This window comes from Pseudomonas sp. rhizo66 (assembly GCF_031931925.1).
Lineage (GTDB): Bacteria > Pseudomonadota > Gammaproteobacteria > Pseudomonadales > Pseudomonadaceae > Aquipseudomonas.
Genome location: NZ_JAUJWZ010000002.1, coordinates 417,260 through 442,091, shown reverse-complemented (window position 1 = coordinate 442,091; position 24,832 = coordinate 417,260). Strand labels below are relative to the sequence as shown.

25 protein-coding genes, 1 other RNA gene and 1 pseudogene are annotated in these 24,832 nt (G+C 60.8%); 10 read left to right on the top strand and 17 right to left on the bottom strand.

Annotated elements, in window-relative coordinates:
- Positions 1–160: 160 nt before the first annotated feature.
- The 9 genes from gcvH to QZR14_RS04005 all read right to left on the bottom strand — a co-directional run bounded on the left by gcvH (position 161) and on the right by QZR14_RS04005 (position 9,620).
- Positions 161–544, bottom strand: coding sequence for a glycine cleavage system protein GcvH (gene gcvH / locus QZR14_RS04045; protein WP_311995944.1), 384 nt, complete (start codon positions 542–544; stop codon positions 161–163).
- 49 nt (positions 545–593) lie between these two features.
- Positions 594–1,676 (bottom strand): glycine cleavage system aminomethyltransferase GcvT, encoded by a 1,083-nt coding sequence (gcvT, locus tag QZR14_RS04040; protein ID WP_250605745.1) that lies wholly within the window; start codon positions 1,674–1,676, stop codon positions 594–596.
- A 156-nt stretch (positions 1,677–1,832) separates the two neighbouring features.
- Positions 1,833–3,449, bottom strand: a complete 1,617-nt coding sequence (locus QZR14_RS04035) for an ABC transporter permease (RefSeq protein ID WP_250605744.1) — start codon at positions 3,447–3,449, stop codon at positions 1,833–1,835.
- Between the two features lie 134 nt (positions 3,450–3,583).
- Positions 3,584–4,588 carry an extracellular solute-binding protein gene (locus QZR14_RS04030; protein ID WP_024014737.1) on the bottom strand — a complete coding sequence of 335 codons (1,005 nt, stop codon included), beginning with the start codon at positions 4,586–4,588 and terminating at the stop codon, positions 3,584–3,586.
- Between the two features lie 220 nt (positions 4,589–4,808).
- The gene (locus tag QZR14_RS04025) at positions 4,809–6,026 is read right to left on the bottom strand and encodes a 2-octaprenyl-3-methyl-6-methoxy-1,4-benzoquinol hydroxylase (protein WP_311995962.1); all 1,218 of its coding nucleotides are present in this window, start codon (positions 6,024–6,026) and stop codon (positions 4,809–4,811) included.
- A gap of 9 nt (positions 6,027–6,035) precedes the next feature.
- Positions 6,036–6,521, bottom strand: a complete 486-nt coding sequence (locus tag QZR14_RS04020) for a DUF4442 domain-containing protein (RefSeq protein ID WP_311995943.1) — start codon at positions 6,519–6,521, stop codon at positions 6,036–6,038.
- Positions 6,514–7,701, bottom strand: a complete 1,188-nt coding sequence (ubiH, locus tag QZR14_RS04015; RefSeq protein ID WP_311995942.1) for a 2-octaprenyl-6-methoxyphenyl hydroxylase — start codon at positions 7,699–7,701, stop codon at positions 6,514–6,516. Before ubiH ends, QZR14_RS04020 begins: the two co-directional genes overlap by 8 nt.
- Positions 7,698–9,032, bottom strand: coding sequence for a Xaa-Pro aminopeptidase (gene pepP / locus QZR14_RS04010; protein WP_250605740.1), 1,335 nt, complete (start codon positions 9,030–9,032; stop codon positions 7,698–7,700). Before pepP ends, ubiH begins: the two co-directional genes overlap by 4 nt.
- A gap of 27 nt (positions 9,033–9,059) precedes the next feature.
- Entirely contained in the window at positions 9,060–9,620 is a 561-nt protein-coding gene (locus tag QZR14_RS04005; RefSeq protein WP_311995941.1) for a YecA/YgfB family protein, read from the bottom strand.
- A gap of 125 nt (positions 9,621–9,745) precedes the next feature.
- Here QZR14_RS04005 and QZR14_RS04000 point away from each other — a divergent pair, with 125 nt between their 5' ends.
- From QZR14_RS04000 to ssrS, 3 genes are all read left to right on the top strand, one after another.
- Positions 9,746–9,955 carry a TIGR02449 family protein gene (locus tag QZR14_RS04000; protein WP_007911197.1) on the top strand — a complete coding sequence of 70 codons (210 nt, stop codon included), beginning with the start codon at positions 9,746–9,748 and terminating at the stop codon, positions 9,953–9,955.
- A complete protein-coding gene (locus tag QZR14_RS03995; RefSeq protein WP_093429754.1) occupies positions 9,952–10,269 on the top strand; it encodes a cell division protein ZapA in 318 nt (105 codons plus the stop codon). Before QZR14_RS04000 ends, QZR14_RS03995 begins: the two co-directional genes overlap by 4 nt.
- 30 nt (positions 10,270–10,299) lie before the next feature.
- Positions 10,300–10,478, top strand: a non-coding RNA gene (gene ssrS / locus QZR14_RS03990) — 6S RNA.
- 40 nt (positions 10,479–10,518) lie between these two features.
- On the opposite strand, the pseudogene QZR14_RS27995 reads toward ssrS, so the two are convergent.
- A pseudogene (locus QZR14_RS27995) lies at positions 10,519–10,599 on the bottom strand (hypothetical protein); the annotation flags it as partial.
- On the opposite strand from QZR14_RS27995, the gene QZR14_RS03985 reads away from it, so the two are divergent.
- On the top strand, positions 10,573–11,163 hold the full coding sequence (locus tag QZR14_RS03985) for a 5-formyltetrahydrofolate cyclo-ligase (protein ID WP_442967376.1): 591 nt from the start codon (positions 10,573–10,575) through the stop codon (positions 11,161–11,163). The pseudogene QZR14_RS27995 and the gene QZR14_RS03985 sit on opposite strands and share 27 nt — an antisense overlap.
- Positions 11,164–11,199: 36 nt before the next feature.
- Here the strand turns inward: QZR14_RS03985 and QZR14_RS03980 are convergent, their stop codons facing one another.
- Entirely contained in the window at positions 11,200–11,355 is a 156-nt protein-coding gene (locus QZR14_RS03980) for a hypothetical protein (protein WP_095186895.1), read from the bottom strand.
- Between the two features lie 198 nt (positions 11,356–11,553).
- On the opposite strand from QZR14_RS03980, the gene QZR14_RS03975 reads away from it, so the two are divergent.
- The 4 genes from QZR14_RS03975 to QZR14_RS03960 all read left to right on the top strand — a co-directional run bounded on the left by QZR14_RS03975 (position 11,554) and on the right by QZR14_RS03960 (position 16,928).
- Positions 11,554–12,027, top strand: a complete 474-nt coding sequence (locus tag QZR14_RS03975) for an EVE domain-containing protein (protein WP_311995940.1) — start codon at positions 11,554–11,556, stop codon at positions 12,025–12,027.
- A 97-nt stretch (positions 12,028–12,124) separates the two neighbouring features.
- Positions 12,125–13,090 (top strand): HlyD family secretion protein, encoded by a 966-nt coding sequence (locus QZR14_RS03970; protein ID WP_311995939.1) that lies wholly within the window; start codon positions 12,125–12,127, stop codon positions 13,088–13,090.
- Entirely contained in the window at positions 13,087–15,810 is a 2,724-nt protein-coding gene (gene rbbA, locus QZR14_RS03965; protein WP_311995938.1) for a ribosome-associated ATPase/putative transporter RbbA, read from the top strand. Before QZR14_RS03970 ends, rbbA begins: the two co-directional genes overlap by 4 nt.
- On the top strand, positions 15,810–16,928 hold the full coding sequence (locus QZR14_RS03960; RefSeq protein ID WP_311995937.1) for an ABC transporter permease: 1,119 nt from the start codon (positions 15,810–15,812) through the stop codon (positions 16,926–16,928). Before rbbA ends, QZR14_RS03960 begins: the two co-directional genes overlap by 1 nt.
- A 16-nt stretch (positions 16,929–16,944) precedes the next feature.
- Here the strand turns inward: QZR14_RS03960 and QZR14_RS03955 are convergent, their stop codons facing one another.
- Positions 16,945–17,352: a flagellar basal body-associated protein FliL gene (locus QZR14_RS03955; protein ID WP_027610485.1), complete on the bottom strand. Its 408-nt coding sequence runs from the start codon at positions 17,350–17,352 to the stop codon at positions 16,945–16,947.
- Positions 17,353–17,502: 150 nt separating this feature from the next.
- Here QZR14_RS03955 and QZR14_RS03950 point away from each other — a divergent pair, with 150 nt between their 5' ends.
- Positions 17,503–18,480, top strand: a complete 978-nt coding sequence (locus QZR14_RS03950) for an NADPH:quinone oxidoreductase family protein (protein WP_311995936.1) — start codon at positions 17,503–17,505, stop codon at positions 18,478–18,480.
- Positions 18,481–18,534: 54 nt separating this feature from the next.
- Here the strand turns inward: QZR14_RS03950 and QZR14_RS03945 are convergent, their stop codons facing one another.
- Entirely contained in the window at positions 18,535–19,149 is a 615-nt protein-coding gene (locus QZR14_RS03945; protein WP_311995935.1) for an energy transducer TonB, read from the bottom strand.
- Between the two features lie 178 nt (positions 19,150–19,327).
- The gene (locus tag QZR14_RS03940) at positions 19,328–19,957 is read right to left on the bottom strand and encodes a flagellar basal body-associated protein FliL (RefSeq protein WP_311995934.1); all 630 of its coding nucleotides are present in this window, start codon (positions 19,955–19,957) and stop codon (positions 19,328–19,330) included.
- Positions 19,958–20,181: 224 nt separating this feature from the next.
- On the opposite strand from QZR14_RS03940, the gene glpT reads away from it, so the two are divergent.
- Positions 20,182–21,531: a glycerol-3-phosphate transporter gene (gene glpT, locus QZR14_RS03935; protein ID WP_311995933.1), complete on the top strand. Its 1,350-nt coding sequence runs from the start codon at positions 20,182–20,184 to the stop codon at positions 21,529–21,531.
- Here the strand turns inward: glpT and QZR14_RS03930 are convergent.
- The 3 genes from QZR14_RS03930 to ubiD all read right to left on the bottom strand — a co-directional run bounded on the left by QZR14_RS03930 (position 21,507) and on the right by ubiD (position 24,806).
- Complete coding sequence (locus tag QZR14_RS03930) at positions 21,507–22,175, bottom strand: gamma-glutamylcyclotransferase (protein ID WP_250605731.1); 669 nt, start codon at positions 22,173–22,175, stop codon at positions 21,507–21,509. The two genes, glpT and QZR14_RS03930, sit on opposite strands and share 25 nt — an antisense overlap.
- Positions 22,176–22,371: 196 nt before the next feature.
- Positions 22,372–23,340, bottom strand: a complete 969-nt coding sequence (locus QZR14_RS03925) for a CDP-6-deoxy-delta-3,4-glucoseen reductase (protein WP_250605730.1) — start codon at positions 23,338–23,340, stop codon at positions 22,372–22,374.
- Complete coding sequence (gene ubiD / locus QZR14_RS03920; protein WP_095049380.1) at positions 23,340–24,806, bottom strand: 4-hydroxy-3-polyprenylbenzoate decarboxylase; 1,467 nt, start codon at positions 24,804–24,806, stop codon at positions 23,340–23,342. The genes QZR14_RS03925 and ubiD overlap by 1 nt, the downstream gene beginning before the upstream one ends.
- Positions 24,807–24,832: the final 26 nt, after the last annotated feature.

Below are 24,832 nucleotides of genomic sequence, written 5' to 3'. Positions count from 1 at the left end.
CAATGCAACACGGTCAAACCAGCATAGCAGCCCACATCGCCGTCAATTTTCAGAGCAACCCCTTTCCCCCTGTGGGAGCGAGCAGGCTCGCTCCCACAGGGGGAAATCATCGTGCATAAAAAAGCCCCGACGGGTCGGGGCTTTGGGTATTGCTTAAAGCTTACTCTCCGATGGTAGCCTTGTACGCCGCTGCATCCAGTAGCTTGTCCAGCTCGGCCTTGTCGCTTGGCTTGATTTTGAAGATCCACGCAACGTACGGGTCGGAGTTCAGCAGTTCCGGCGAACCGCCAAGATCTTCGTTGATCGCGATGACTTCACCGCTGACCGGCGAATAGATGTCGGAAGCAGCTTTCACCGACTCGACCACGCCGGCCACATGACCAGCCTCAAACACTTTACCCACTTCAGTCAACTCGACGAACACCACATCGCCCAGCGCTTCCTGCGCGTGATCGCTGATGCCCACGGTGACGGTGCCGTCGGCTTCCAGACGGGCCCATTCATGACTTTCGGCAAAACGCAGTTCAGCGGGGATATTGCTCATCTTCGGTGTCCTCGGAATTGGGTCAGCGGTCATGCCCGCCGGAAAAAGGTTAGATCAAAGTTTTGCCATGGCGTACGAAGGTCGGTTTGACCACCCGTACCGGGTACCACTTGCCACGGATTTCCACTTCGGCGCGGTCGGCGGTTGCCATCGGAACACGCGCCAGGGCAATCGATTTGCTCAGCGTAGGAGAGAAACTACCACTGGTGATCTCCCCTTCGCCAACATCGGCGATGCGAACCACTTGATGGGCGCGCAAAACACCACGTTCTTCCAGCACCAGACCGACCAGTTTGTGCGCGACGCCGGCGGCTTTTTCCGCCTCCAGCGCAGCACGGCCGATGAACTGGCGCGAGGCCGGTTCCCAGGCAATGCTCCAGGCCATGTTCGAGGCCAGTGGCGAAACGTCCTGATGAATGTCCTGACCGTACAGGTTCATCCCGGCTTCAACCCGCAAGGTATCGCGGGCACCGAGGCCGATCGGGGAAATGCCGGCGCCAACCAGGTCGTTGAAGAACCCCGGCGCCTGATTGGCCGGCAGGCAGATTTCCAGACCATCTTCACCGGTATAACCGGTACGCGCGATGAACCAGTCACCGTCGGTGTAGCCTTCGAAGGGTTTGAGGTGCTGGATCAGCGTGGCGCGGGACTGGGTCACCAGTTCGGCAATCTTGTGCCGGGCCTGCGGGCCCTGAATGGCGAGCATCGCCAGCTCGGAGCGCTCGTGCAGTTGCACGTCAAAACCGTCGCGCTGCGCGTTCATCCAGGCCAGATCCTGATCGCGGGTGGAGGCGTTGACCACCAGACGATAAGCGTCATCGAGGCGGTAGACGATCATGTCGTCAACAATGCCGCCGCGCTCGTTGAGCATGGTGCTGTACAACGCACGGCCGGGGCGGTGCAGACGATCGACGTCATTGGCCAGCAAATGCTGCAGCCAGGCCTTGGCCTGGGTGCCGGTGACATCGATCACGGTCATGTGGGATACATCGAACACCCCGCAGTCGCGGCGCACTTCGTGGTGCTCCTCGACCTGCGAGCCGTAATGCAGTGGCATGTCCCAACCGCCAAAATCGACCATCTTCGCGCCGAGGGCGAGATGCAGGTCATACAGAGGCGTACGCTGTCCCATGGGTTTCTCCTTCCGGGCGTGGCGAAGGTGCGGACAGCCGCTGTACGGGGTGAAAGCCGCGAAATAGAAGGCTTTCAGCCGATTTCAGCGAACGGGTCTGTCAGACGAACCGCACCGAATGCCGCGCATTGTAGCCGCATGATTCAGGACTGACGACTAAGTGTTTCGGTGCGCCGAGCGGCGGATCAATCCGATAACCGGCAATAAGCCGACCAGAACCAGCGTCAGCGCCGGCAACGATGCCCTCGCCCATTCGCCCTCGCTGGTCATTTCAAAGATCCGCACCGCTAGCGTGTCCCAGCCAAACGGGCGCATCAGCAGGGTCGCGGGCATTTCCTTGAGCACATCGACAAACACCAGTAACGCCGCACTCAACGTGCCGGGCAGCAACAGCGGCAGATACACTTTGAAAAACAGTCGCGGCCCACTGACACCCAGGCTACGTGCTGCTTCGGGCAAAGAGGGCCGTATACGCGCCAGACTGCTTTCCAGCGGCCCATAAGCCACGGCAATAAAGCGCACCAGATAGGCCATCAGCAACGCCGCCAGACTGCCCAGCAGCAAAGGCTTGCCCGCACCACCGAACCAAGCGGAGAGCGGAATCACCAGTTCGCGATCCAGATAACTGAACGCCAGCATGATCGACACGGCCAGCACCGAACCCGGCAAGGCGTAGCCCAGGTTGGCCAGACCAACACCCGAGTTGATCGCCTGTGTCGGCGCCAGCCGCCGGGCAAACGCCAGCAGCAGCGCAACACTGACGGTAATCAGCGCTGCCATGCCGCCCAGATACAGGGTGTGCAGGATCAGCCCGGCATAGCGCTCATCCAGATCGAAACGGCCGCGCTGCCAGAACCAGACGATCAGTTGCAGCAGCGGAATGACGAAGGCGCAGGCGAACACCAGGCCGCACCAGCTCATCGCCGCGAACGCCTTGAGCCCGTGCAAGTGATACAGCGCTTTCACCCGTGGCCGCTCGGTGCTTGCCCGGTTGGCGCCGCGTGCTCGACGCTCGCCGTAGAGCACCAGCATCACCACCAGCAGCAACAGGCTGGCCAGTTGCGCCGCGCTCGACAGGCTGAAGAAGCCGTACCAGGTCTTGTAGATCGCCGTGGTGAAGGTGTCGAAGTTGAACACCGACACCGCGCCGAAATCCGCCAGGGTTTCCATCAGCGCCAACGCCACGCCGGCACCAATGGCCGGACGCGCCATCGGCAACGCGACACGCCAAAAGGCCTGCCATGGCGACTGGCCGAGCACCCGCGCCGCTTCCATCAGGCCCTTGCCCTGGGCAAGGAATGCAGTGCGCGCCAACAGGTAAACGTAGGGATAGAAAACCAGCACCAACACCACAATCACCCCGCCGGTGGAGCGCACCCGTGGCAGCCGCAGGCCCGTGCCGAACCATTCGCGCAGCAGGGTTTGCACCGGGCCGGCAAAATCCAGCAGGCCGACGAAAACGAAGGCCAGCACGTAGGCGGGAATGGCAAAGGGCAGCATCAACGCCCAATCGAGCCAGCGCCGACCGGGGAATTCGCAGAGGCTGGTGAGCCAGGCGAGGCTGACACCCAGCAGCGTCACACCGACACCGACGCCAACGACCAGCGTCAGGGTGTTGCCGAGCAGACGCGGCATCTGGGTTTGCCACAAGTGCGACCAGATTTGCTGGTCGATGGTCTGCCAGGAGAGCAGCAGAACGCTCAGGGGCAACAGCACCAGCGCGGCGATGGCGAAGACGATGGGGTACCAGCGGCGTTGGGCGGGGTGGGCCACTTCGAAGGTCTCGCGGGAAAATCGTGGAGTTTAGGGAAAAAAGCAAAAAGATCGCAGCCTTCGGCAGCTCCTACAGGTGATCTCATGTAGGAGCTGCCGAAGGCTGCGATCTTTTGCTCTCTACAGCAGCAGACTCAGTTCCAGCCCGCCCGATCCATCATCCGGATCGCCTCAGCCTGACGCTTGCCCGCCACTTCCACCGGCAAGGTATCAGCGACAAACTTGCCCCACGCCGCCACTTCTTCCGAAGGTGCCACCGCCGGGTTGGCCGGGAACTCCTGGTTCACGTCAGCGAAAATCTTCTGCGCCTCAGGCGTGGTCATCCATTCAACCAAAGCCTTGGCTGCTTCCGGGTGCGGAGCGTGCTTGGTCAGGCCAATGCCCGACAGGTTCACGTGCACGCCACGATCGGCCTGATTCGGCCAGAACAGTTTCACCGGCAGCTCTGGCTTTTGCTTGTGCAGACGACCGTAGTAGTAGGTGTTGACGATGCCGACATCGCACTGCCCGGCGTTGATCGCTTCAAGCACTGCAACGTCATCGGAGAACACGTCGGTGGACAGGTTGTTGACCCAGCCCTTGAGAATCTTCTCGGTCTTCTCGGCGCCATGGACTTCGATCATGGTCGCAGTCAGCGACTGGTTGTAGACCTTCTTCGCGGTGCGCAGGCACAGACGCCCTTCCCAGTTTTTGTCGGCCAGCGCTTCGTAGGTGGTCAGCTCACCCGGCTTCACGCGTTCGGTGGAGTAGGCGATGGTCCGCGCGCGCAGGCTCAGGCCGGTCCAGGCGTGAGTGGACGAGCGATATTGCAGCGGAATGTTGGCGTCGATGGTTTTCGAGGTGAACGGCTGAAGGATGCCCATCTGCTCGGCCTGCCAGAGGTTGCCGGCGTCAACGGTGAGCAACAGGTCGGCAGTAGCGTTTTCACCTTCGGCCTTGATGCGCTGCATCAGCGGCGCTTCCTTGTCGGTGATGAACTTGATCTTCACCCCGGTTTTCGCGGTGTAAGCATCGAACACTGGTTTGATCAGCTCATCGATGCGCGACGAGTAAACCACCACTTCATCAGCGGCCTGGGCCGTTGTGCTGCCGATCAGGGTCAAGGCCAGTGCGGTCAGAAGACGCTTGGGTGCCAACATGGGAGTGGTCTCTCGGTCGGAAAATGTGGGCCAAATGATAAGGACTCACATTTACCAGCTCAATCGATCACTTGGGCAAGGAGTTACCAGATGTTGCACAGCCTGAAATTTGTGGTGGCTGTTCTGGCCCTTCGCGAGCAGGCTCGCTCCCACATTGGAATGCATTTCAAATGTGGGAGCGAGCCTGCTCGCGAAGAGGCCATCAGCCTCAATGGAGAGGTCAGGGTTTGGCGAGGGCCGGAAGATCGCCGGTCAAGCCAAGGGCTTCACGCACAAATAGAGCTTTCGCCTCCGGCATCTGCTCCACCAGCTTCAACCCGGCATTACGCAACCAGCGCACCGGCAACGGATCGGCCTGGAACAACCGCTCAAACCCTTCCATCGCCGCCATCAGCGCCAGGTTGTGCGGCATGCGGCGGCGTTCGTAACGGCTCAGCACCTTCACATCCGCCAAACGCTCACCGCGCTCCGCCGCCTGCAACAGCACTTCCGCCAACACCGCCGCATCAAGGAAACCCAGGTTGACACCCTGCCCCGCCAACGGGTGAATGGTGTGCGCCGCATCACCGATCAACGCCAGGCCTTCAGCCACGTAACGTTTGGCATGACGCTGACGCAGCGGCACGCACAGTCGCGGATCGGCACTGATGACTTCGCCGAGACAACCTTCAAAGGCACGCTCCAGCTCTCGGCAGAAATCCGCTTCATCCAGCGCCATCAAGCGCTCGGCTTCGCTCGGCTTGGTCGACCAGACGATCGAACACCAATCCTGCTGCCCCTCACGCTCCAGCGGCAGAAACGCCAATGGCCCGTAATCGGTAAAGCGCTGCCACGCGGTCATTTGGTGCGGTTTGCTGCTGCGCACACTGGTGACGATGGCGTGATGCAGATAATCCCACTCGCGCGTGGCCACCCCGGTGAGGCGGCGGACCGCCGAATTGGCACCGTCCGCCGCGATCACCAACGGCGCACGCAACTGGCGACCATCGGCCAGCGTCAGCAACCAGTCATCGCCCGAGCGGCGCATCTGCTCCAGCCGCGCATTGGCCAGCATGCCCAGATCGCAATCGTGCAAACGGTCGAGCAAGGCATCCTGCACCACGCGGTTTTCGACGATATGACCAAGCACATCGGCATGCACGCTGCTTGCCGAGAAATGAATCTGCCCGGTGCCGCTGCCGTCCCAGACATGCATGTCGGTGTACGGGCTACTGCGCCGCTTGGCGATGCCTTCCCAGACGCCGAGGCGTTCAAGAATGCGCTGGCTGGCTGCCGACAAGGCACTTACTCGCGGCTCAAAAGCGGCTTCGGCGTCGAAGGGTTTGACGCTCAGCGGGCTGCCGTCGAGCAGCAGGACTTCCAGCCCGCTGTCCTGCAACGCCAGCGCCAGGGCGCTGCCGACCATTCCGGCTCCGACAATCAGCAGATCTGCGCGCATTTCCATGCTTTAAGCCTGTCTCGCTTGCGGCTTGAGCCGCACGTAAAGGGTTTTACCGACCCGCGCCACGAGGTTGCCGGCGCCGTCATGAATGTCGACCTGCAACTGCGGCAGGTATTTCTCGCCATTGGCGGTTTGCCGGCGGATCTCGGCGAGCAGTGTCTCGTCGATGGTGAACCGGGCGAACACCGGGCCTTTGCCCGGTGCAATGAAGTCGATATCGGCAGCCTTGTCCCAGACGATGTAGCGCGAGCCGAGGTTTTCCATGAGCATCAGCATGAAGAACGGATCGACCATCGAATACAGACTGCCGCCAAACTGCGTGCCGACATAGTTACGGTTGTACCAGCCCAGCCCCATCGACACCTGAACGTCGCGGAAGTCATCGCTGATATGCCGAACCCGAACACAGGCGCCAAGGTACGGCGGGTAGAACGTCATCACCCAGCGCATCAGTCGCGCCTTGCCGAATTTTGCGGTCAGCCACTTAAGCATCCGGACGCGTTCCCAACCCCATCGCCTGACGGGCAAACCAGCGCTTGGCCGGCGGCAACAGGTCGAGGCCGAGCAGGCCGATGTTACGCCCCAGCGAAACCAGCGGTTGTGTGCTGCCGAACAAGCGCGTGACCTGATCGGAGAAACCGACGGTGAGATCCTGATCGAGACGCTGACGCTCGCGATACGCCTGCAACGTGGCGAAGTCGCCCAACGGCTTGTCGCTGGCCAACAGCGCAGCGGCCAAGGCATCAGCGTCGCGCAGCGACAGGTTGAAACCCTGGCCGGCAATCGGGTGCAGGCTGTGCGCCGCGTTACCAAGCACGGCCAGGTGCGAGCGCACTTGTTCTTCGGCTTCGACCAGCGACAACGAATACAAATGCCGCGCACCAACCTGTTTCAGCGTGCCGAGGCGATAACCGAACACCCCCTGCAATTCGCTGAGGAAATCACGCTCGCTCAAATCCGCCAGACGTTGCGCGTCCATGCCCAGACGGGTCCAGACCAATGCGCAGCGGTTGTCCGGCAGCGGCAGCAAGGCCATCGGCCCTTCGTCGGTGAAGCGCTCGAAGGCCATGCCGTTGTGTGCTTCGCTCGGGGTGATGTTGGCGATCAGCGCGCTCTGGTTGTACGGACGCTTGCGCACGTTGATGCCCAACTGTTCGCGCAGCCCGGAACGACCGCCATCGGCAAGCACCGCGAGGTCGCATTCAAGGGTGGTTTCATCGTTGAGGGTCAGGCGATAGCCGTCGGGCAGCGGTTCCATGCGCGTGACTTCCGCCGGGCAGCGCCAACTGATTACGTCTTTGTCGATGTGTTGCCACAGGCACTGGCCGAGCCAGGCGTTTTCCACCACGTAACCGAGCGCAGGCACGCCTTCTTCCATCGCCGACAAGCGCGCGGTGGAGAAACGGCCACGGTCGGACACGTGAATCTGTTTGATCGGCTCGGCGCGACGGGAGATTTCCTGCCACACGCCCAGCCGTTGATAAATCTGCCGCGAACCGAAGGACAGCGCCGATGAACGGGCGTCGTAGCTCGGCTGCCAACTGTCGCCCGGTGCAAACGGTTCGATCAGCACGATCTTCCAGCCACAGGCCTTGGCCCCGGCCTGCAAGGCCAACGCCAGACTGGCGCCGACCAGGCCGCCACCGATGATTGCCAGATTGACTCGACTCATGCCGCGTGTGTCCTTGCTTGCGCCATCAGCGCTTCGATTTCAGCGACGGTTTTCGGCACGCCGCTGGTGAGGATTTCACAACCGGTTCTGGTCACCACCACGTCGTCCTCGATGCGTACGCCAATGCCGCGCCATTTCTTCGCGACGTTCTGATTGTCCGGGGCGATGTAGATGCCCGGCTCCACGGTCAGCGCCATGCCGACCTCGAGCACTCGCCATTCGCCGCCGACCTTGTACTCGCCAACGTCGTGTACATCCATGCCCAGCCAGTGACCGGCGCGGTGCATGTAAAAGGCTTTATAAGCTTCGCTGGCGATCAACTCGTCGACCTCACCCTGCAGCAAACCGAGTTTCACCAACCCCGTGGTGATAACGCGAACCGTGGCTTCGTGCGCCTGATTCCAGTGCTTGTTCGGGGCGATTTCGGCGAACGCGGCTTCCTGCGAGGCCAGCACCAACTCATAGATCGCTTTCTGCTCGGGCGAAAACTTGCCGTTGACCGGCCAGGTGCGGGTGATGTCACTGGCGTAGCAGTCGATCTCGCAACCGGCGTCGATCAATACCAGGTCGCCGTCCTTGAGCAGCGCGTCATTCTGCTGGTAATGCAGGATGCAGCTGTTGCGCCCGGCGGCGACGATCGAGCCGTAGGCCGGCATCTTCGCCCCACCCTTGCGGAATTCGTAATCGAGTTCGGCTTCGAGGCTGTACTCGTAAAGCCCGGCCCGGCTGGCCTGCATCGCGCGGATATGGGCTTGCGCCGAGATCCGTGCGGCTTCGCGCATCACCTTCACTTCTGCCGCCGATTTATACAGGCGCATGTCATGCAGCAGATGATCCAGGGCAACGAATTCGTTCGGCGGCTGGGCGCCGAGGTGCGCCTTGGAGCGGATCACATTGATCCAGTCCATCAGGTGCCGATCGAATTCCGGGTTGCTGCCCATCGCCGAATACACCCGGTCGCGGCCTTCGATCAGGCCCGGGAGGATGTCGTCGATATCGGTAATAGGGAAAGCGTCGTCGGCACCGAAATCGCGGATCGCGCCTTCCTGGCCTGCGCGCAAGCCGTCCCACAATTCGCGTTCGGCGTTGCGCTCACGGCAGAACAGCACGTACTCGCCATGTTCACGGCCGGGCATCAAGACGATGACGGCTTGCGGCTCTGGGAATCCGCTGAGGTACTGGAAGTCGCTGTCCTGACGGTAGACATGCTCGACGTCGCGGTTGCGAATTGCCACCGCGGCGGCAGGCAGGATTGCGATGCTGTTGGGTTCCATCTGCGCCATCAGGGCCTTGCGGCGACGGCTGTATTCCGCTTTCGGGATATGGGTCATGGGCAGATGGCTTTCCCTGGCACGCGATTAATGCAGCGACGGCTTGGCGGCTGGCGGCACGTCGGCTTTCTTGGTTTCCGAGAACAGCAGCAGCGGCGCGACGCGCAGGTATTCCATGACTTCCATGTAGTCGGTTTCGCCGTCTTCGGATTCTTCGAGGGCGTCTTGCACCTGAGAGATCGCCGCCAGATCCTGCAGCACTTCGGTGGCTTCAGTGCTGAGCATGCTGCTGTCGCGGCAGTTCAGGCCGAAACCGCTGAGGAAGCCTTGGCACCATTGGCCCAGAGCAGCGGCGCGGTCAGTCAGCGGCGCGTCATCGGTCGGCAGCAGCAGAACGACAGTGACGTCGTCGCCGGTCAGCTCGCCTTTGACCATCTCTTGCAGGCCGATCAAGGCGTTGCGGACATTGTCCTGCGGTTCGCTTTCGAGCAACTCGGCAGCATCAATCAGCCACTCTTCGGCATTGAAGCCGGCACCGGCGCAACTGCGCCCGAGCAGCAGGCCATGCAGTTCGGCAGGCGAGACGTTGTGGCCGCTGGAAGTCAGCAGGGTGGCAAAGGCTTGGTACGGGGAATTCGCATTGGTCATGGGCAGCTAGGCGCCAGACGGCGCTATGTCTAGAATGAAGGCCTTGTATCCTACATCGACAGACTCGCCAAGACTATTAAAGGCTGTCCGCCAGCTATCTCCCATCAGACGAACACGTGGACACAATGGAAGACACCGACCTGCAAGCGCTGATGGCCAGACTCGAACTGCTGATTGGCCGAGTCGAGCAACTAAAGAGTCAAAATGCACTCTTACTAGCTCAGGAAAAAACCTGGCGCGAGGAACGCGCTCACCTCATTGAAAAAAACGAAATCGCCCGGCGTAAGGTCGAATCGATGATTTCGCGCCTCAAGGCCCTGGAGCAAGACTCATGAGTTCAAGCAATAGCGTCACCGTGCAGATCCTCGACAAAGAGTATTCGATCATCTGCCCGCAGGAAGAACGCAGCAATCTGGTGAGTGCCGCGCGCTACCTGGATGGCAAGATGCGCGAGATCCGCAGCAGCGGCAAAGTCATCGGTGCCGACCGTATCGCCGTGATGGCCGCGCTGAACATCACCCACGACCTCTTGCACAAAGAAGAGCGTCCGGATATCCAGGCCAGCGGTTCGACCCGTGAACAGGTGCGCGACTTGCTCGATCGTGTCGATCTGGTGCTCGCCGACGATCAGAACACCAGCAAGGGCTGATTCAACCGGCCGCTTGCGGTATACTCGCGGCACTCCCTGGGGTGCTTGCCAGTTGACGATGTCCCTGAGCCGATTCGCACTACCCTGGAAGTTGCACGTTGGGCTGGTGTGCATGTCCGCTAGACGGAAAGCCTTAAAGTCTACTGCATCTTCCACCTTGAACTTTCGGGTTCAAGGGCTAAGTTGACAGCGGTTCATCCGGGGAGCCTGATTCGAATCCGATGTCGGTGAAAACCGCCATCGGATTTTTTATGCGTACGTTTTCGTCCAACCTGCCGAAGCCGAACCATGACCGAACCCGCGTTGCTGCCCCGCCCGCAACTCCGCCGCCTGCTGCGCAAGGCGCGCCGTTCGCTGAGCAAAAGCGAACAACGCCAGGCCGCCAAAGGCCTGTACCGGCAACTGGCACAAGACCCGCACTTTCGCCGGGCCAAACATATCTCTCTGTATTTACCCACCGACGGTGAAATCGATCCGCGTCTGTTGCTGCGTGAAGCGCAGCGTCGGGGTAAAGCGACGTATCTGCCGGTACTCAGCGCCTGGCCGCGGACCAAAATGGTTTTCCAGCGTATTCGCCCGGGAGAAAAACTCAAACCCAATCGCTTCCGCATTCTCGAGCCGCGAGCCAATCTGGCACAGCAACGCAAGGTCTGGGCACTGGATCTGGTGTTATTGCCGTTGGTAGGGTTTGACGATGTCGGCGGGCGACTGGGGATGGGCGGCGGTTTCTATGATCGCAGCCTGGCGTATCTGGCTCGGCGCAAAAACTGGCGCAAGCCGACGCTGCTGGGCCTGGCCCATGAGTGTCAGAAGGTCGAACGCTTGGCGCAGGCCAGTTGGGATGTACCGTTACAAGGCACGGTCAGCGACAAGGCGTGGTATTTCGCAGGATAGGACGCCGCGCAGATCAGCGGCGTCGAAAAATTCGTTTCAGCGCTTGAAAGCTGTCGACTGTTGCACCTGTTGCGCGACTTCAATCGGCGCATCGGTCTTGTTGGACCACAGGCTCTGCGCATAACCGGTGGTTACGACACCCAGGCCAAACAAAATTACCAAAGTCCATAGTAAATCCGGTTTGCGTTTCATCGATTGCCCCCCTCAAGGCACATCATCACGATGACAGCAGCGGTTTCCGTTTGTAGGCCGTGCAGCAGCGTCAAGCTTTAAAGGCCGGCATTTTGCGACAACGTGAACCTGCGCGCAAACGCTGACGTCAACCGACTGTCGGTTTGTCATAAAATTGCCCGACAACCTGCCCAATGACCGTTTCAGGAGCAAAAAACCATGGCCTATTGGCTGATGAAGTCCGAGCCCGACGAACTCTCGATCAAAGGCCTGGAAAAACTCGGCACAGCGCGCTGGGACGGGGTTCGCAACTATCAGGCGCGTAACTTCCTGCGGGCGATGGCGGTGGGCGACGAGTTCTTTTTCTACCATTCCAGCTGCCCGGAACCGGGTATTGCCGGAATCGGCAAAATAATCGTCGCGGCGTACCCGGATCCCACCGCACTGGAGCCAGAGAGTCATTACTTCGATCCGAAGGCTACACCCGAGAAAAATGCCTGGAGCGCGATCGATGTTGCGCACGTCGAGACGTTCGTCCGGGTATTGAAGCTGGATTACCTCAAGCAGCAGACCGCGCTGGCCGACATGCCGCTGGTGCAAAAAGGCAGTCGCCTGTCGGTCATGCCCGTGACGGCCGAACAGTGGGCCGCCGTGCTCGGCTTGCGCAGAGAACTGCCCGGTCACGGTTATTAGCCGAAAAAGGGGCTAGGCTTGGCGCTCGGTTGACTGACATCAAGCGACTGGAACGCTTGAACAGTCAGACTGCACGCCACAGCCGCAGGATGCCCCCATGTCGACGCACAGCCGCTCTTCACTTTTATACGCCGGGTCGCTTCTGGTGTTACTCGCCGCCGCCGGCGGGCTCGGTTACTGGATGTCGATCAGCAGCCGTCTGGTCGAAGGGCTGTCGATGGGCAACGGTCGGCTGGAAGCCACCGAAGTACAGATCGCCAGCAAGACACCCGGACGCCTGGCCGAGGTGCTGGTCGATGAAGGCGACAAGGTCAACAAGGGCCAACTGCTCGCGCGCATGGACACCCGCACCCTCGAAGCCCAGCGCACTCAGGCCGAAGCCGAAGTCTTGCGCGCCCGGGAAAACCTCAACGCCGCCGAGGCCAATGTGCAATTGCGCCAGAGTGAACTGCTGCTGGCCCAGCAGGAACTGGGGCGCTCTCAGTCGCTGTTCAAGCACGGTTTCGTCAGCGCCCAGGTTATCGATCAATTGCAGTCGCGTATCGGCACCGGCAATGCTGCCGTGACGGCGGCCCGCGCCCAAGTGTCGGCGGTCGCTGCAGCGATCGGCGCGGCGCAGGCACAGGTCGCTCAACTGACCAGCGAAATCGACGACAGCAGCCTGCGCGCGCCGATTGATGGGGTGATCCAGTTGCGCATGGCCGAACCCGGCGAAGTGCTGGGAGCCGGTGGCCGCGTCCTGCTGTTGATTGATCCCAACGATCAGTACATGAACCTCTACCTGTCTGCCTCGGTGGCCGGGCGTCTGGCCGTAGGGAATGAAGCCCGGGTGCTGCTCGATGCCCTGCCCGACAAACCCTTGCCGGCGAAGATCAGTTTCGTCGCCGGCAAATCGCAGTTCACCCCCAAAGAGGTCGAGACCCGTGACGAGCGGCAAAAACTGGTGTTCCGCGTCAAGCTGCGCCTGACCCAACCCAGCGCCGTGCCGCAAGCCAAGCCCGGCATGCCCGGCGCCGGTTATGTGCGCACCGCGCCGATTGCCTGGCCGGCCAATTTGCAATGAACAGCCTCGCGGTTCAGGCGAACGCGATCGCGCACCGTTACGGCAAACAGCAAGCGCTGAGCGCTATCACCTTCAGCCTGCCCGCCGGCACCCGCTGCGGGCTGATCGGCCCCGATGGTGCGGGCAAGTCCAGCCTGCTCGGGCTGATCGCCGGCGTGAAGGCCTTGCAGCAAGGGCAACTGGACGTCCTCGGCGGGCCGATCCAGCAGCGCCGCCACCGCGACACCCTGTATGCGCGCATCGCCTTCATGCCCCAGGGCTTGGGCGGCAACCTGTATCCCGAGCTGTCGATCCGCGAAAACATCCAGTTCTTTGCCACGCTGTTCGGCCTGTCGAAAGCCGACAGCGAGCAACGCATGCACAATCTGCTGCTCGCCACCGACCTGCTGAAGTTCGCCGAGCGCCCCGCCGGCAAGTTGTCCGGCGGCATGAAACAGAAGCTGGGCCTGTGCTGCGCACTGATCCATGAGCCGGATCTGTTGATCCTCGATGAGCCGACCACCGGCGTCGACCCGCTCTCACGCCGACGCTTCTGGGAGCTGATCGACGATGTACGGCGCGAGCGCCCGCAACTGACCCTGCTGGTTGCCACCGCGTATATGGAAGAAGCCGAACAGTTCGAGCATTGCCTGATGCTCGACAACGGCCAGTTGATTGCCACCGGTCTGAGCCGCGAGCTGGCAGCCGTCACCCCCAGCGGCAAACTCGATGAAGCCTTCACACACTTCCAGGGCGACAGTCATCACGACGCTCAGCCGTTGGTCATTCCGCCGCGTACTGGCGGCACCACCGACATTGCCATCGAAGCCCACGACCTGACGCTGCGCTTCGGCGACTTCACTGCGGTGGATCACGTCAGCTTCGCCATCGGTCGCGGCGAGATTTTCGGTTTTCTCGGCTCCAACGGCTGCGGCAAGACCACGACCATGAAAGTCCTGACCGGGCTGATGCCGGCCAGCGAAGGCAGCGCGACACTGCTGGGCAATCCTGTGGACGCCAAGGATCTGGCCACGCGCAAGCGGGTCGGCTTCATGTCCCAGAGCTTTTCGCTGTATGGCGAACTCAGCGTGCGGCAGAACCTTGAGCTGCACGCCCGTCTGTTCGACTTGCCCAAGGCCGAAAGCGCGCAACGCATCGACGCATTGATTCAGCGTTTCAACCTGCTCAGCGTCGCCGATCAGCCGTCCGGTGCCCTGCCTCTCGGGCTGCGTCAACGCCTGTCGCTGGCGGTCGCGGTGTTGCATCGTCCGGAGGTGCTGATCCTCGATGAGCCGACCTCCGGCGTCGACCCGGCAGCCCGTGATGACTTCTGGCGACTGCTGATCGAACTGTCCCGCGAGCAAGGCGTGACGATTTTTCTCTCCACCCACTTCATGAACGAAGCCCAGCGCTGCGACCGCATTTCGCTGATGCACGCCGGCAAAGTCCTCGCTTGCGACACCCCGGCAGCGCTGCAGCGTCAGTTTGCCGGAGAGACGCTGGAAGCCGCTTTCGTGACCTGTCTGGAACAAGCCCAGGGCACTGTCGACTCGGTGCCCGCGAGTGAATCGTCGACGGCGCCAGCGGCCAATGCGCTGCCGCTCAAACAGAGCGGTTTCAGCCTCGGTCGCCTGCTGGCAGTGGCCAGCCGCGAAGGCAAGGAGTTGCTGCGCGACAAGGTGCGCATGGCTTTTGCGCTGGCGGGGGCGATTTTCATGATGGTGATTTTCGGCTATGGAATTTCCCTCGACGTAGAGAACCTCGCGTTTGCCGTGTACGACCAGGACCAGACACCGCAGAGCCGAACCTATCTGGAAGCCTTTCGCGGTTCGCGTTACTTCGATGAGCGGCCAGCCATCCACGACGCTCAAGAGCTGCACCGCCGCCTGCAACGCTCGGAAATCAAACTGGCGCTGGAAATCCCGCCCGGATTTGGCCGCGACCTGTACGCCGGGCGCCAGCCTGCGGTGGCGGCGTGGCTGGACGGCGGCATGCCGTTCCGCGCCGAGACCAGCCGCAATTATGTCGAAGCCGTGCACCTGGCCAACCTGCAACAGTTGGCCGAACAGAGCAGCCCCGCAGTGAACCATCAGGCGGGTGCCAGCCTTGAAACGCGCTTTCGTTACAACCAGGACGTGGTCAGCGTCAACGCTATTGGCCCCGGGGTCATGGCGCTGATTCTGGCGTTCATTCCGGCGATGCTCACCGCACTCGGCATCGTGCGCGAAAAAGAACTCGGCTCGATCACCAACTTCTACGCCACGCCCCTGACCCGCCTGGAGTTTCTGCTGGGCAAACAGGCGCCATACCTGCTGGTCAGTCTGGTCAATCTCGCGCTGCTGGTGGCGATGAACCGCTGGCTGTTTGGCGTGCCGTTCAAGGGCAGCCTGCTGACGCTGGCGTTTGGTGGCCTGTTGTATGTGCTGGCGACCACCAGCATGGGCCTGCTGATCTCGGCGTTCACCCGCACGCAAATTGCCGCGATCCTCGGCACCATGATCATCACCAGCCTGCCGACCATCCAGTTCTCTGGACTGATCGTGCCGCGTTCTTCACTGGAAGGAGCGGCTGCGGTGATGGGCATGCTGTTTCCGGCAGGACACTTTCTCGACATCGCCGTGGGCACGTTCACCAAAGCGCTGGACCTGCGACAGCTGTGGCCGCAGTGCCTGGCGCTGTTCGGGTTCTTTGTCGGGTTTACCGGGCTGAGCCTGATCATGCTGAAAAAGCAGGAGGCCTGATGCATAAGTTCGCGCACATCCTGCGCCTGGGGCTCAAGGAACTGACCAGCCTGCGCCACGACAGCGTGTTGTTGCTGTTCCTGTTCTACGCCTTCACCGTGGCGATCTACATGCCCGCCGCCGGTTCGGTGATCGGCGTGCACAACGCCAGCGTGGCGATCGTCGACGAAGACCACAGCGCCCTCTCGCGCCAGTTGGCCCAGGCCCTGCAACCGCCCGAATTCCAGACGCCAGTGTTGCTCCCCTACCCGCAACTGGACCAGGTCATGGACAGCGGCCAGTACACCTTCGTCATCAACATTCCGGCGGGGTTTCAAACCGATCTACTGGCGGCGCGGCAACCGGCCATTCAGGTCAACGTCGATGCCACCGCGATGAGCCAGGCGTTCATGGGCGCTGGCTACATCAGCCGGATCTTCCAGCGCGAACTGCAAGCCTATGGCGGCCAGAGCGATGCCGCGAGCAAGACGCCGATTCAACTGACCACCCGCGCGCTGTTCAACACCAATCTGGAGGGTGGCTGGTTTCTGGCGGTGATTCAGATCGTCAACAACATCACCATTCTGGCGATCATCCTCACGGGTACTGCGCTGCTGCGCGAACGCGAGCACGGCACGCTCGACCATTTGCTGGTGCTGCCGCTGACGGCGCTGGAAATCATGCTGGCGAAAATCTGGAGCAACCTGCTGGTGGTGGTGCTGTGCACCTGGCTGTCGCTGGAGGTGTTGGTCAAAGGCGCACTCGGCGTGCCGTTGTCCGGCTCGATGAGTCTGTTTTTGCTGGTGACTGCGGTTTATCTGTTTGCCAGTACCGCGTTGGGGATCTTTCTGGCGACCCTGGCGCGCTCGACGCCGCAGTTCGGCTTGCTGGCGATTCCGGTGATCATCCCGATGTTGCTGCTGTCGGGAGGCAGCACGCCACTGGACAGCATGCCGCAATGGCTGCAGTGGGTCATGCAGGGCTCACCGTCCACGCATTTTGTCAGCCTTAGCGCCGCGATTCTGTTTCGCGACGCTGGGCTGAGCGTGGTCTGGCCGGACTTGCTGGCGCTGACGGCCATCGGCCTGCTGTTCTTCGTCATCGCCCTGGCACGTTTTCGCAAAAGCCTGGCGTCCTGAACAGCAGCCAACGTACTTACTGAATGATCAGGTTGTTGAACAGCAAGTCTTCAACCACCGGCTTGCCGGTTTCGTCATTCATCACTTGCTGGGTCTGCTTCAGCGCTTCCTGACGCAGTTTTTCCTTGCCTTCGATGCTGCCCATCGCCTCGGTGGTCTGCTGAGTGAACAGCGCCACCAGTTGATTGCGAATCAGCGGTTCGTTGGCCTTGACCAGTTTGGTCGCCTCCTCACCGGTCACACGCAGCGCCACGTCGGCCTTGTAGACCTTCAGCTTCGGCGTGCCGTCCAGCCCATAGTTGCCCACGAACGGCGGGCTCAGGGTGATGTAGTTGACCTTCGGCGCCTCGCCTTCTTTGGCTTCTTCGGCCAGCGCTGCCACAGGCAGAGACAGGGCCAGCAACAACATGATCCACGCTTTCACAATTCGCTCCTTATCCGGTTTGCGGCCTAGCATAACGACCCGCCGCGCAAGCACAAGCTTATGGCTGACTATCAGGGCCGGGCATGCTCGTTGACCCGTTGATTCACACACCTACACTTATCGGCCATCACTCCCAAAGGAATAGCCCTGATGAAAGCCGTGCTGTGCAAAGCCTTCGGCCCTGCCGAATCGCTGGTGCTGGAAGACGTCGCCAGCCCTGTCGCGAAGAAGAACGAAATCCTCCTGGACGTGCACGCCGCCGGAGTCAACTTCCCGGACACGCTGATCATCGAGGGCAAATACCAGTTCAAGCCGCCCTTCCCGTTCTCGCCGGGTGGCGAAGCGGCTGGCGTAGTGCGCGAAGTCGGGGAAAAGGTCAGCCACCTCAAGGTCGGTGACCGGGTCATGGCGCTGACCGGTTGGGGCAGCTTCGCCGAGCAGGTCGCGGTGCCGGGCTACAACGTGCTGCCGATTCCGCCGTCGATGGATTTCAACACCGCCGCCGCGTTCAGCATGACCTACGGCACCTCGATGCACGCCCTCAAACAACGCGCCAACCTGCAACCGGGTGAAACCCTGCTGGTGCTCGGTGCGTCCGGCGGTGTCGGTCTGGCTGCCGTGGAAATCGGCAAAGCCATGGGCGCCCGCGTGATCGCCGCCGCCAGCAGCGCGGAGAAACTCGCGGTGGCCAAGGCTGCCGGCGCCGATGAATTGATCAACTACAGCGAATCCAGCCTCAAGGACGAGATCAAACGCCTCACCGACGGCCAGGGCGCCGACGTGATTTACGACCCGGTCGGCGGCGATCTGTTCGATCAAGCCATCCGCGCCATCGCCTGGAACGGCCGATTGCTGGTGGTCGGTTTCGCCAGCGGGCGCATCCCGGAACTGCCGGTCAACCTCGCCCTGCTCAAAGGCGCAGCAGTACTTGGCGTGTTCTGGGGCTCCTTCGCCCAGCGCCAGCCACAGGACAACGCGGCGAACTTCCAGCAATTGTTCGGCTGGTTTGCCGAAGGCAAGTTGAAACCGCTGGTGTCGCAGGTGTACTCATTGAGCAATGCGGCGCAGGCGATCAATGATCTTGGCCAGCGCAAGGCCGTGGGCAAGGTAGTGGTGCAGGTGCGCTGAGTGATCTTTCGATGCAGGCCAGAATGCCCGGCTCGGTCGTTCTGGCCTGTGTTATCAAAGCAACTCGCGAATCTCCGCGGGCAACAGGCTTATGAATTTGCGCGTAGGGCTCTCTCGACACCCTCTGACGATCCTCTCAACCTGCTGGTTCATCTTGGCAATCATCGCCAAGCGCTGTTCATCCGGCAGTTGAGTTTTATGGAAGACGTTTGATAGATAGGCGCGAGTTTGTGCGAACACCGCAGAATCGATCCATGAATACTCGGCAATATTGGCCAGATGCTCGTTAACCGTACCGCATCGCAAGACTTTCAGTTGCTGGTTGACGTGAATGGTTTGATCCAAATCGAGCCTGAAAATCATCGGCGCGATGATTTCCTGTTGCTCAGGTTTACCGCCTTCAACCGTCCAAGGCTTGAAACGCCACTGCGCTATCGCGACTCGAACCGCATCGGAAAAGTCAGGGTGAGTGCTCTCTCGAATGCTGATTTCGCCGACTGAGCCATCAGCACTGGCGACGAAACGAACCTTCACTTCGCCCGTTACACCTGCCCTTTGCAGCTCTAGAGGATAAATCGGCTTGGGATTGTTTTCCGGTATCAAAAACACCTCTGAGGCCAGCGCAGAACAGCCGACCAACAACCAAAAACCAGCAAAAAACCAGCGCATGATCCTGCCCTTCCCTAGTGAGTTGCCCTATCCGGCAACAACACAAAGGTTACTGAGCAACGACTTTTAACTGAATGGCGCAGGTTCGCCGATGCATGCAGGACGTTTCCCTGATTCCCTCGGAAAATCAGGCGAACCTACTACGCGAATAGTCGCAGGTAATTTTTCTGACGGATGTTTAACTGCCGTTCGCGACGGCAACGTCACCGGGCATCAACTGTTCCTGAACCTTCCGACTACGAGACTGGATCAACTGCCCCTTGTCATCGAAGCGCAGAACAATCAGCCAGTCATACACATCCACTGGCCATTTCGGTTGGCCGATCAGCGCCGCGCCATCGCCGCCGAAAGCGGCAATCAGTTTGTTGATATGGCCGTGGTGCCAGGCAATCAGCACGGTTTTCGCCTGATTGTGCTTGCGCAGCAGACTAACCAGTTCGTCGACCTGGTTATTGGCGCAAGGCTGTTCGATGGGCAGTTGCAGGCGCTGGGACAGCGGGATCAATGTTTGCCGTGGTCGCATGCTTTCCGGGCTGTCGGCGGTAGCGATCAGGCGCTGAGGGGTGAGCGTCTGGTCATCCAGTTTCAACGGCGTGAAATAGTCGGCATAAGCCGCAGCGCGTTGTTCGCCCCGGGCATTGAGTTCACGGCCGACATCAGGCTTTTCCGCATGACGGACGATCAACACGGTGACGTTGCGCAAGCCTGGCGCCGCAGAACCTTGGGCGAGGCTCAGTGCCAACACTGAAACAGCCACCGCTGCGACCATCAACAGTCTGGGCAATAGCCTGCGAATTTTCGGGGTCATCGTTTATCTCGCGAAATCAGTCGATCCATAGATCGCGAGTCTAAGACACAACATTCCGAGCGCGACAAAAACGCCCTGTTCTTACAGCTGAGCGACAGGTTCGTAAAGGAACGCGCGACTTCCAACATTTTCCGCTATTTGCTCGATGCGAACCGGTGCTATTTTCGGTAACGAAACTGTAACATTCGCATCCGCAGTCAAAACAAGAAATCTGGAGCTCTTGAATGTTTGCTTTCTTTCGTCCTGCCGCACATCAGGCTCCATTGCCTGAAGAAAAAATAGACAGCACCTACCGACGCCTGCGCTGGCAGATCTTCGCCGGTATTTTCATCGGCTACGCGGGTTATTACCTGCTGCGCAAAAACTTCTCGCTGGCCATGCCGTACCTGATCGACGAAGGCTACAGCCGCGGCGATCTGGGTCTGGCGATGTCGGCTATCGCCATTGCCTATGGCTTGTCGAAATTCCTCATGGGCCTGGTGTCCGACCGTTCCAACCCGCGTTACTTCCTGCCGTTCGGCCTGCTGGTCTCGGCCGGGGTGATGTTCATTTTCGGTTTCGCACCTTGGGCAACGTCCAGCGTGACCATGATGTTCATTCTGTTGTTCATCAACGGCTGGGCCCAGGGCATGGGCTGGCCGCCAAGTGGCCGGACCATGGTGCACTGGTGGTCGCAGAAGGAACGCGGTGGCGTGGTGTCGGTATGGAACGTGGCGCATAACGTCGGCGGCGGTCTGATCGGGCCGCTGTTCCTGCTCGGTATGGGCTTGTTCAACGACTGGCATGCAGCGTTCTACGTACCGGCAGCCGTGGCGCTGGGCGTGGCGGTTTTCGCGTTCATCACCATGCGCGACACCCCGCAATCGGTGGGCCTGCCGCCGATCGAGAAGTACAAGAACGATTACCCGGAAGGCTACGATGCCAGCCACGAAGACGAATTCAGCGCCAAGGAAATCTTCGTCAAATACGTGCTGCGCAACAAAATGCTCTGGTACATCGCCATGGCCAACGTCTTCGTCTACCTGCTGCGCTACGGCGTGCTCGACTGGGCACCGACCTACCTCAAGGAAGCCAAGGGTTTCACCGTGGATAAAACCTCGTGGGCCTATTTCTTCTACGAGTGGGCGGGCATTCCGGGCACGCTGCTGTGTGGCTGGATGTCGGACAAGATCTTCCGTGGCAACCGTGGCCTGACCGGCATGGTGTTCATGGCACTGGTAACTGTGGCGACCCTGGTTTACTGGCTCAACCCGGCCGGCAACCCGACCGTCGACATGATCGCGCTGTTCTCGATCGGCTTCCTGATCTACGGCCCGGTGATGCTGATCGGGCTGCAGGCGCTGGAGCTGGCACCGAAAAAAGCCGCCGGCACGGCTGCGGGTTTCACCGGTCTGTTTGGTTATCTGGGCGGTTCGGTCGCGGCCAGCGCGGCGATGGGCTACACCGTGGACCATTTCGGCTGGGATGGCGGTTTCGTGCTGCTGGTAGGCGCTTGCCTGCTGTCGATGGCCTTCCTGGCCCCGACGCTGTGGCACAAGCAAGTCGCCAGTCAGAGCCGTGAAGCGGTCGCTTGATCGCTTTGTGACTTACAGCGCTTGAGCCGCGCCTCCAGATTGCGGTCTGGCATGGCGTGGCTGCGCAGGGCGTGGGCAGTCTGTTCGACATAATCGCGAGTGGTGCCGTAACGTCCGCAAGCGCTTGCGAACACCTGGCTCAGCACGTGATCCGGCAAGTTGCCGGCATAGCTGGGCAGGTGTCGCTCCAGAACAAATCCCAACGCCTGCACCTGAGTACCGTCTTCGAGCCGGCAGTTGAGCCAGTGTGGCCGGTAGGACGGCACTGGCATCTCGCGTTTCCACAAGGCGTACAGCGCCGCGTCGAGATTGTCGTCCGGCAAGCGATAAGCGAAGCCACTGCACGAACCGCCGCGATCCAGACCAAACACCAGACCGGGCATTTCCGGCGTACCGCGATGCTCGTGCGACCACAGGTACAAGCCGCGATGGTAGCCATGCACACGTCCGCGAACCCGCTCCACCGCCGAACACTCCGGTCGCCAGATCAGCGAACCGTACGCGAACAGCCACACCGGCCCGCCCTTGTGGCGCGCCATGGTCGATTGCATGGAAGCGAGAAGTTGTTCGTGCGTCAGCTGCGGCCCAAGATCGAGCCGCGGAGGGTAATTCAAATTCAGAAAAGCGTTTTCAATGGCGCTCATGGCGAATAGCGTTCAGCTCCCCGCGGGTGAAGAATTACTTAATAGAACGCACCGCTGTAACAATAAGGCACATATCTTTCAAGGCAATTTGAGTGCCATGGCACAGTTCTTAATTGATTGCCTGACTGATATATAACCTAGCGGTATTTATGCAATTACATAAATACCGATCGGCTATATAGAGAGTTATAAAGAATCAGGAGCGCGGGGCGTAAGCGAACACGTCGGCACGCATTTGATGAGCATCCATCCCCGCTTCCACCAGTGCATCCAGAGTGCCGTAGACCATAGCCGGCGAGCCACTGGCGTAGACGTGCAGCGGTTTCAGATCCGGGAAGTCCTCACAGACCGCCTCGTGCAGCATCCCGCAGCGCCCTTCCCAACCGCACTGATCGCTGACGACTTTGTGCAGGAACAGGTTGGGCAACTTCAGCCATTCGTCCCAGTGTTCGATCTCATAGAAATCTTCCGGACGACGCACGCCCCAGTACAGATGCACGGGGTGCTTGAAGCCATTGGCGCGGCAGTGTTCGATCAGGCTGTGAATCTGACCCATGCCTGTCCCGGCGGCAATCAGCACCAACGGCCCATCGGGCAATTCAGCCAGGTGGGTGTCGCCGAATGGCAGCTCGACGCGCACCATCGCGTTGCGCTGCAGCTGTTCGATCAGGCTCAGTGCACTGGCTTCGCGCGCCAGCACATGGATTTCCAGATCACGTCCGCCGTGAGGTGCCGAAGCCATGGAGAACGCCGACTTCTCGCCGTTTTCGCGCTCGATCATCAAATACTGCCCGGCGTGATAGCGCGGTGGCTTGCCGGCCGGTGCACGCAGACGCACGCGCCAGGTGTCGCCACCGACCTCACGACATTCGATGACCTGACACGACAGGCTGCGCACCGGCAGTTCTCCCAGCGCGAGCACGCCATCCCACAGCAGGATGCAGTCTTCCAGCGGCTCGGCTATGCAAGTGTAGAACTCACCGTGGTCATGCACTTTGCCGGCCTGCTCGACGCGACCTTCAACCAGCAGCGCCGCGCACACGTGACAATTGCCGTTGCGGCAGCTTTGCGGGCAGTCGTAGCCCAGGCGCCGCGCGCCGTCGAGAATCCGCTCACCGGGCCGTATCTCAAGCACCGCTCCGGAAGGCTGCAGGGTTACACGCATCAATCTATTCCTAACTGATTCCAGATGGCATCGATCCGCTGGGTGACAGCGTCGTCCTTGACGATCACGCGGCCCCACTCGCGAGTGGTTTCGCCCGGCCACTTGTGGGTGGCGTCCAGGCCCATTTTCGAGCCCAGGCCGGAAATCGGCGAGGCGAAGTCGAGGTAGTCGATCGGCGTGTTATCGATCATCACCGTGTCGCGCTTGGGGTCCATGCGCGTGGTGATGGCCCAGATCACGTCGTTCCAGTCCCGAGCGTTGATGTCGTCATCAGTGACGATAACGAACTTGGTGTACATGAACTGTCGCAAAAACGACCAGACACCGAGCATCACGCGCTTGGCATGCCCCGGATACGACTTCTTCATCGTCACCACGGCCATGCGATATGAGCAGCCTTCCGGCGGCAGGTAGAAGTCGGTGATTTCCGGGAACTGCTTCTGCAGGATCGGCACAAACACTTCGTTCAGCGCCACGCCGAGGATCGCCGGCTCATCCGGCGGACGGCCGGTGTAGGTGCTGTGGTAGATCGGTTTGATCCGGTGAGTGATGCGCTCGACGGTGAACACCGGGAAGCTGTCGACTTCGTTGTAGTAGCCGGTGTGGTCGCCGTACGGGCCTTCATCGGCCATTTCGCCGGGATGGATCACGCCTTCGAGGATGATTTCGGCGGTGGCCGGCACTTGCAGGTCGTTGCCACGGCACTTGACCAGTTCGGTGCGGTTACCGCGCAGCAGACCGGCGAAAGCGTATTCGGAAAGGCTGTCCGGCACCGGCGTCACCGCGCCGAGAATGGTCGCCGGATCCGCGCCCAGGGCCACGGATACCGGGAACGGCTGGCCCGGATGCTTTTCGCACCACTCGCGGAAATCGAGGGCGCCGCCACGGTGGCTGAGCCAGCGCATGATTACCTTGTTGCGGCCGATCACTTGCTGACGGTAGATGCCGAGGTTCTGGCGGTCCTTGTTCGGGCCTTTGGTGACGGTCAGGCCCCAGGTGATCAGCGGGCCGACGTCGCCGGGCCAGCAGGTCTGCACCGGCAGCATCGCCAGGTCGACATCGTCGCCTTCGATGACCACTTCCTGGCACACCGCGTCTTTGACGACTTTCGGCGCCATCGAGATGATCTTGCGGAAGATCGGCAGCTTCGACCACGCGTCCTTCAAGCCCTTCGGCGGCTCCGGCTCCTTGAGGAAGGCCAGCAGCTTGCCGATTTCGCGCAACTCGCTGACCGACTCGGCGCCCATGCCCATGGCTACCCGCTCAGGGGTGCCGAACAGGTTGCCGAGCACCGGAATGTCATAGCCGGTGGGTTTCTCGAACAGCAGCGCCGGGCCCTTGGCCCGCAGCGTGCGGTCGCACACCTCAGTCATCTCCAGCACCGGCGAGACGGGAATCTGGATGCGTTTCAACTCTCCGCGCTGCTCAAGCTGCTGCACGAAATCCCGAAGATCCTTGAATTTCATTGACGATGGCACCCTCAAAATAGGCG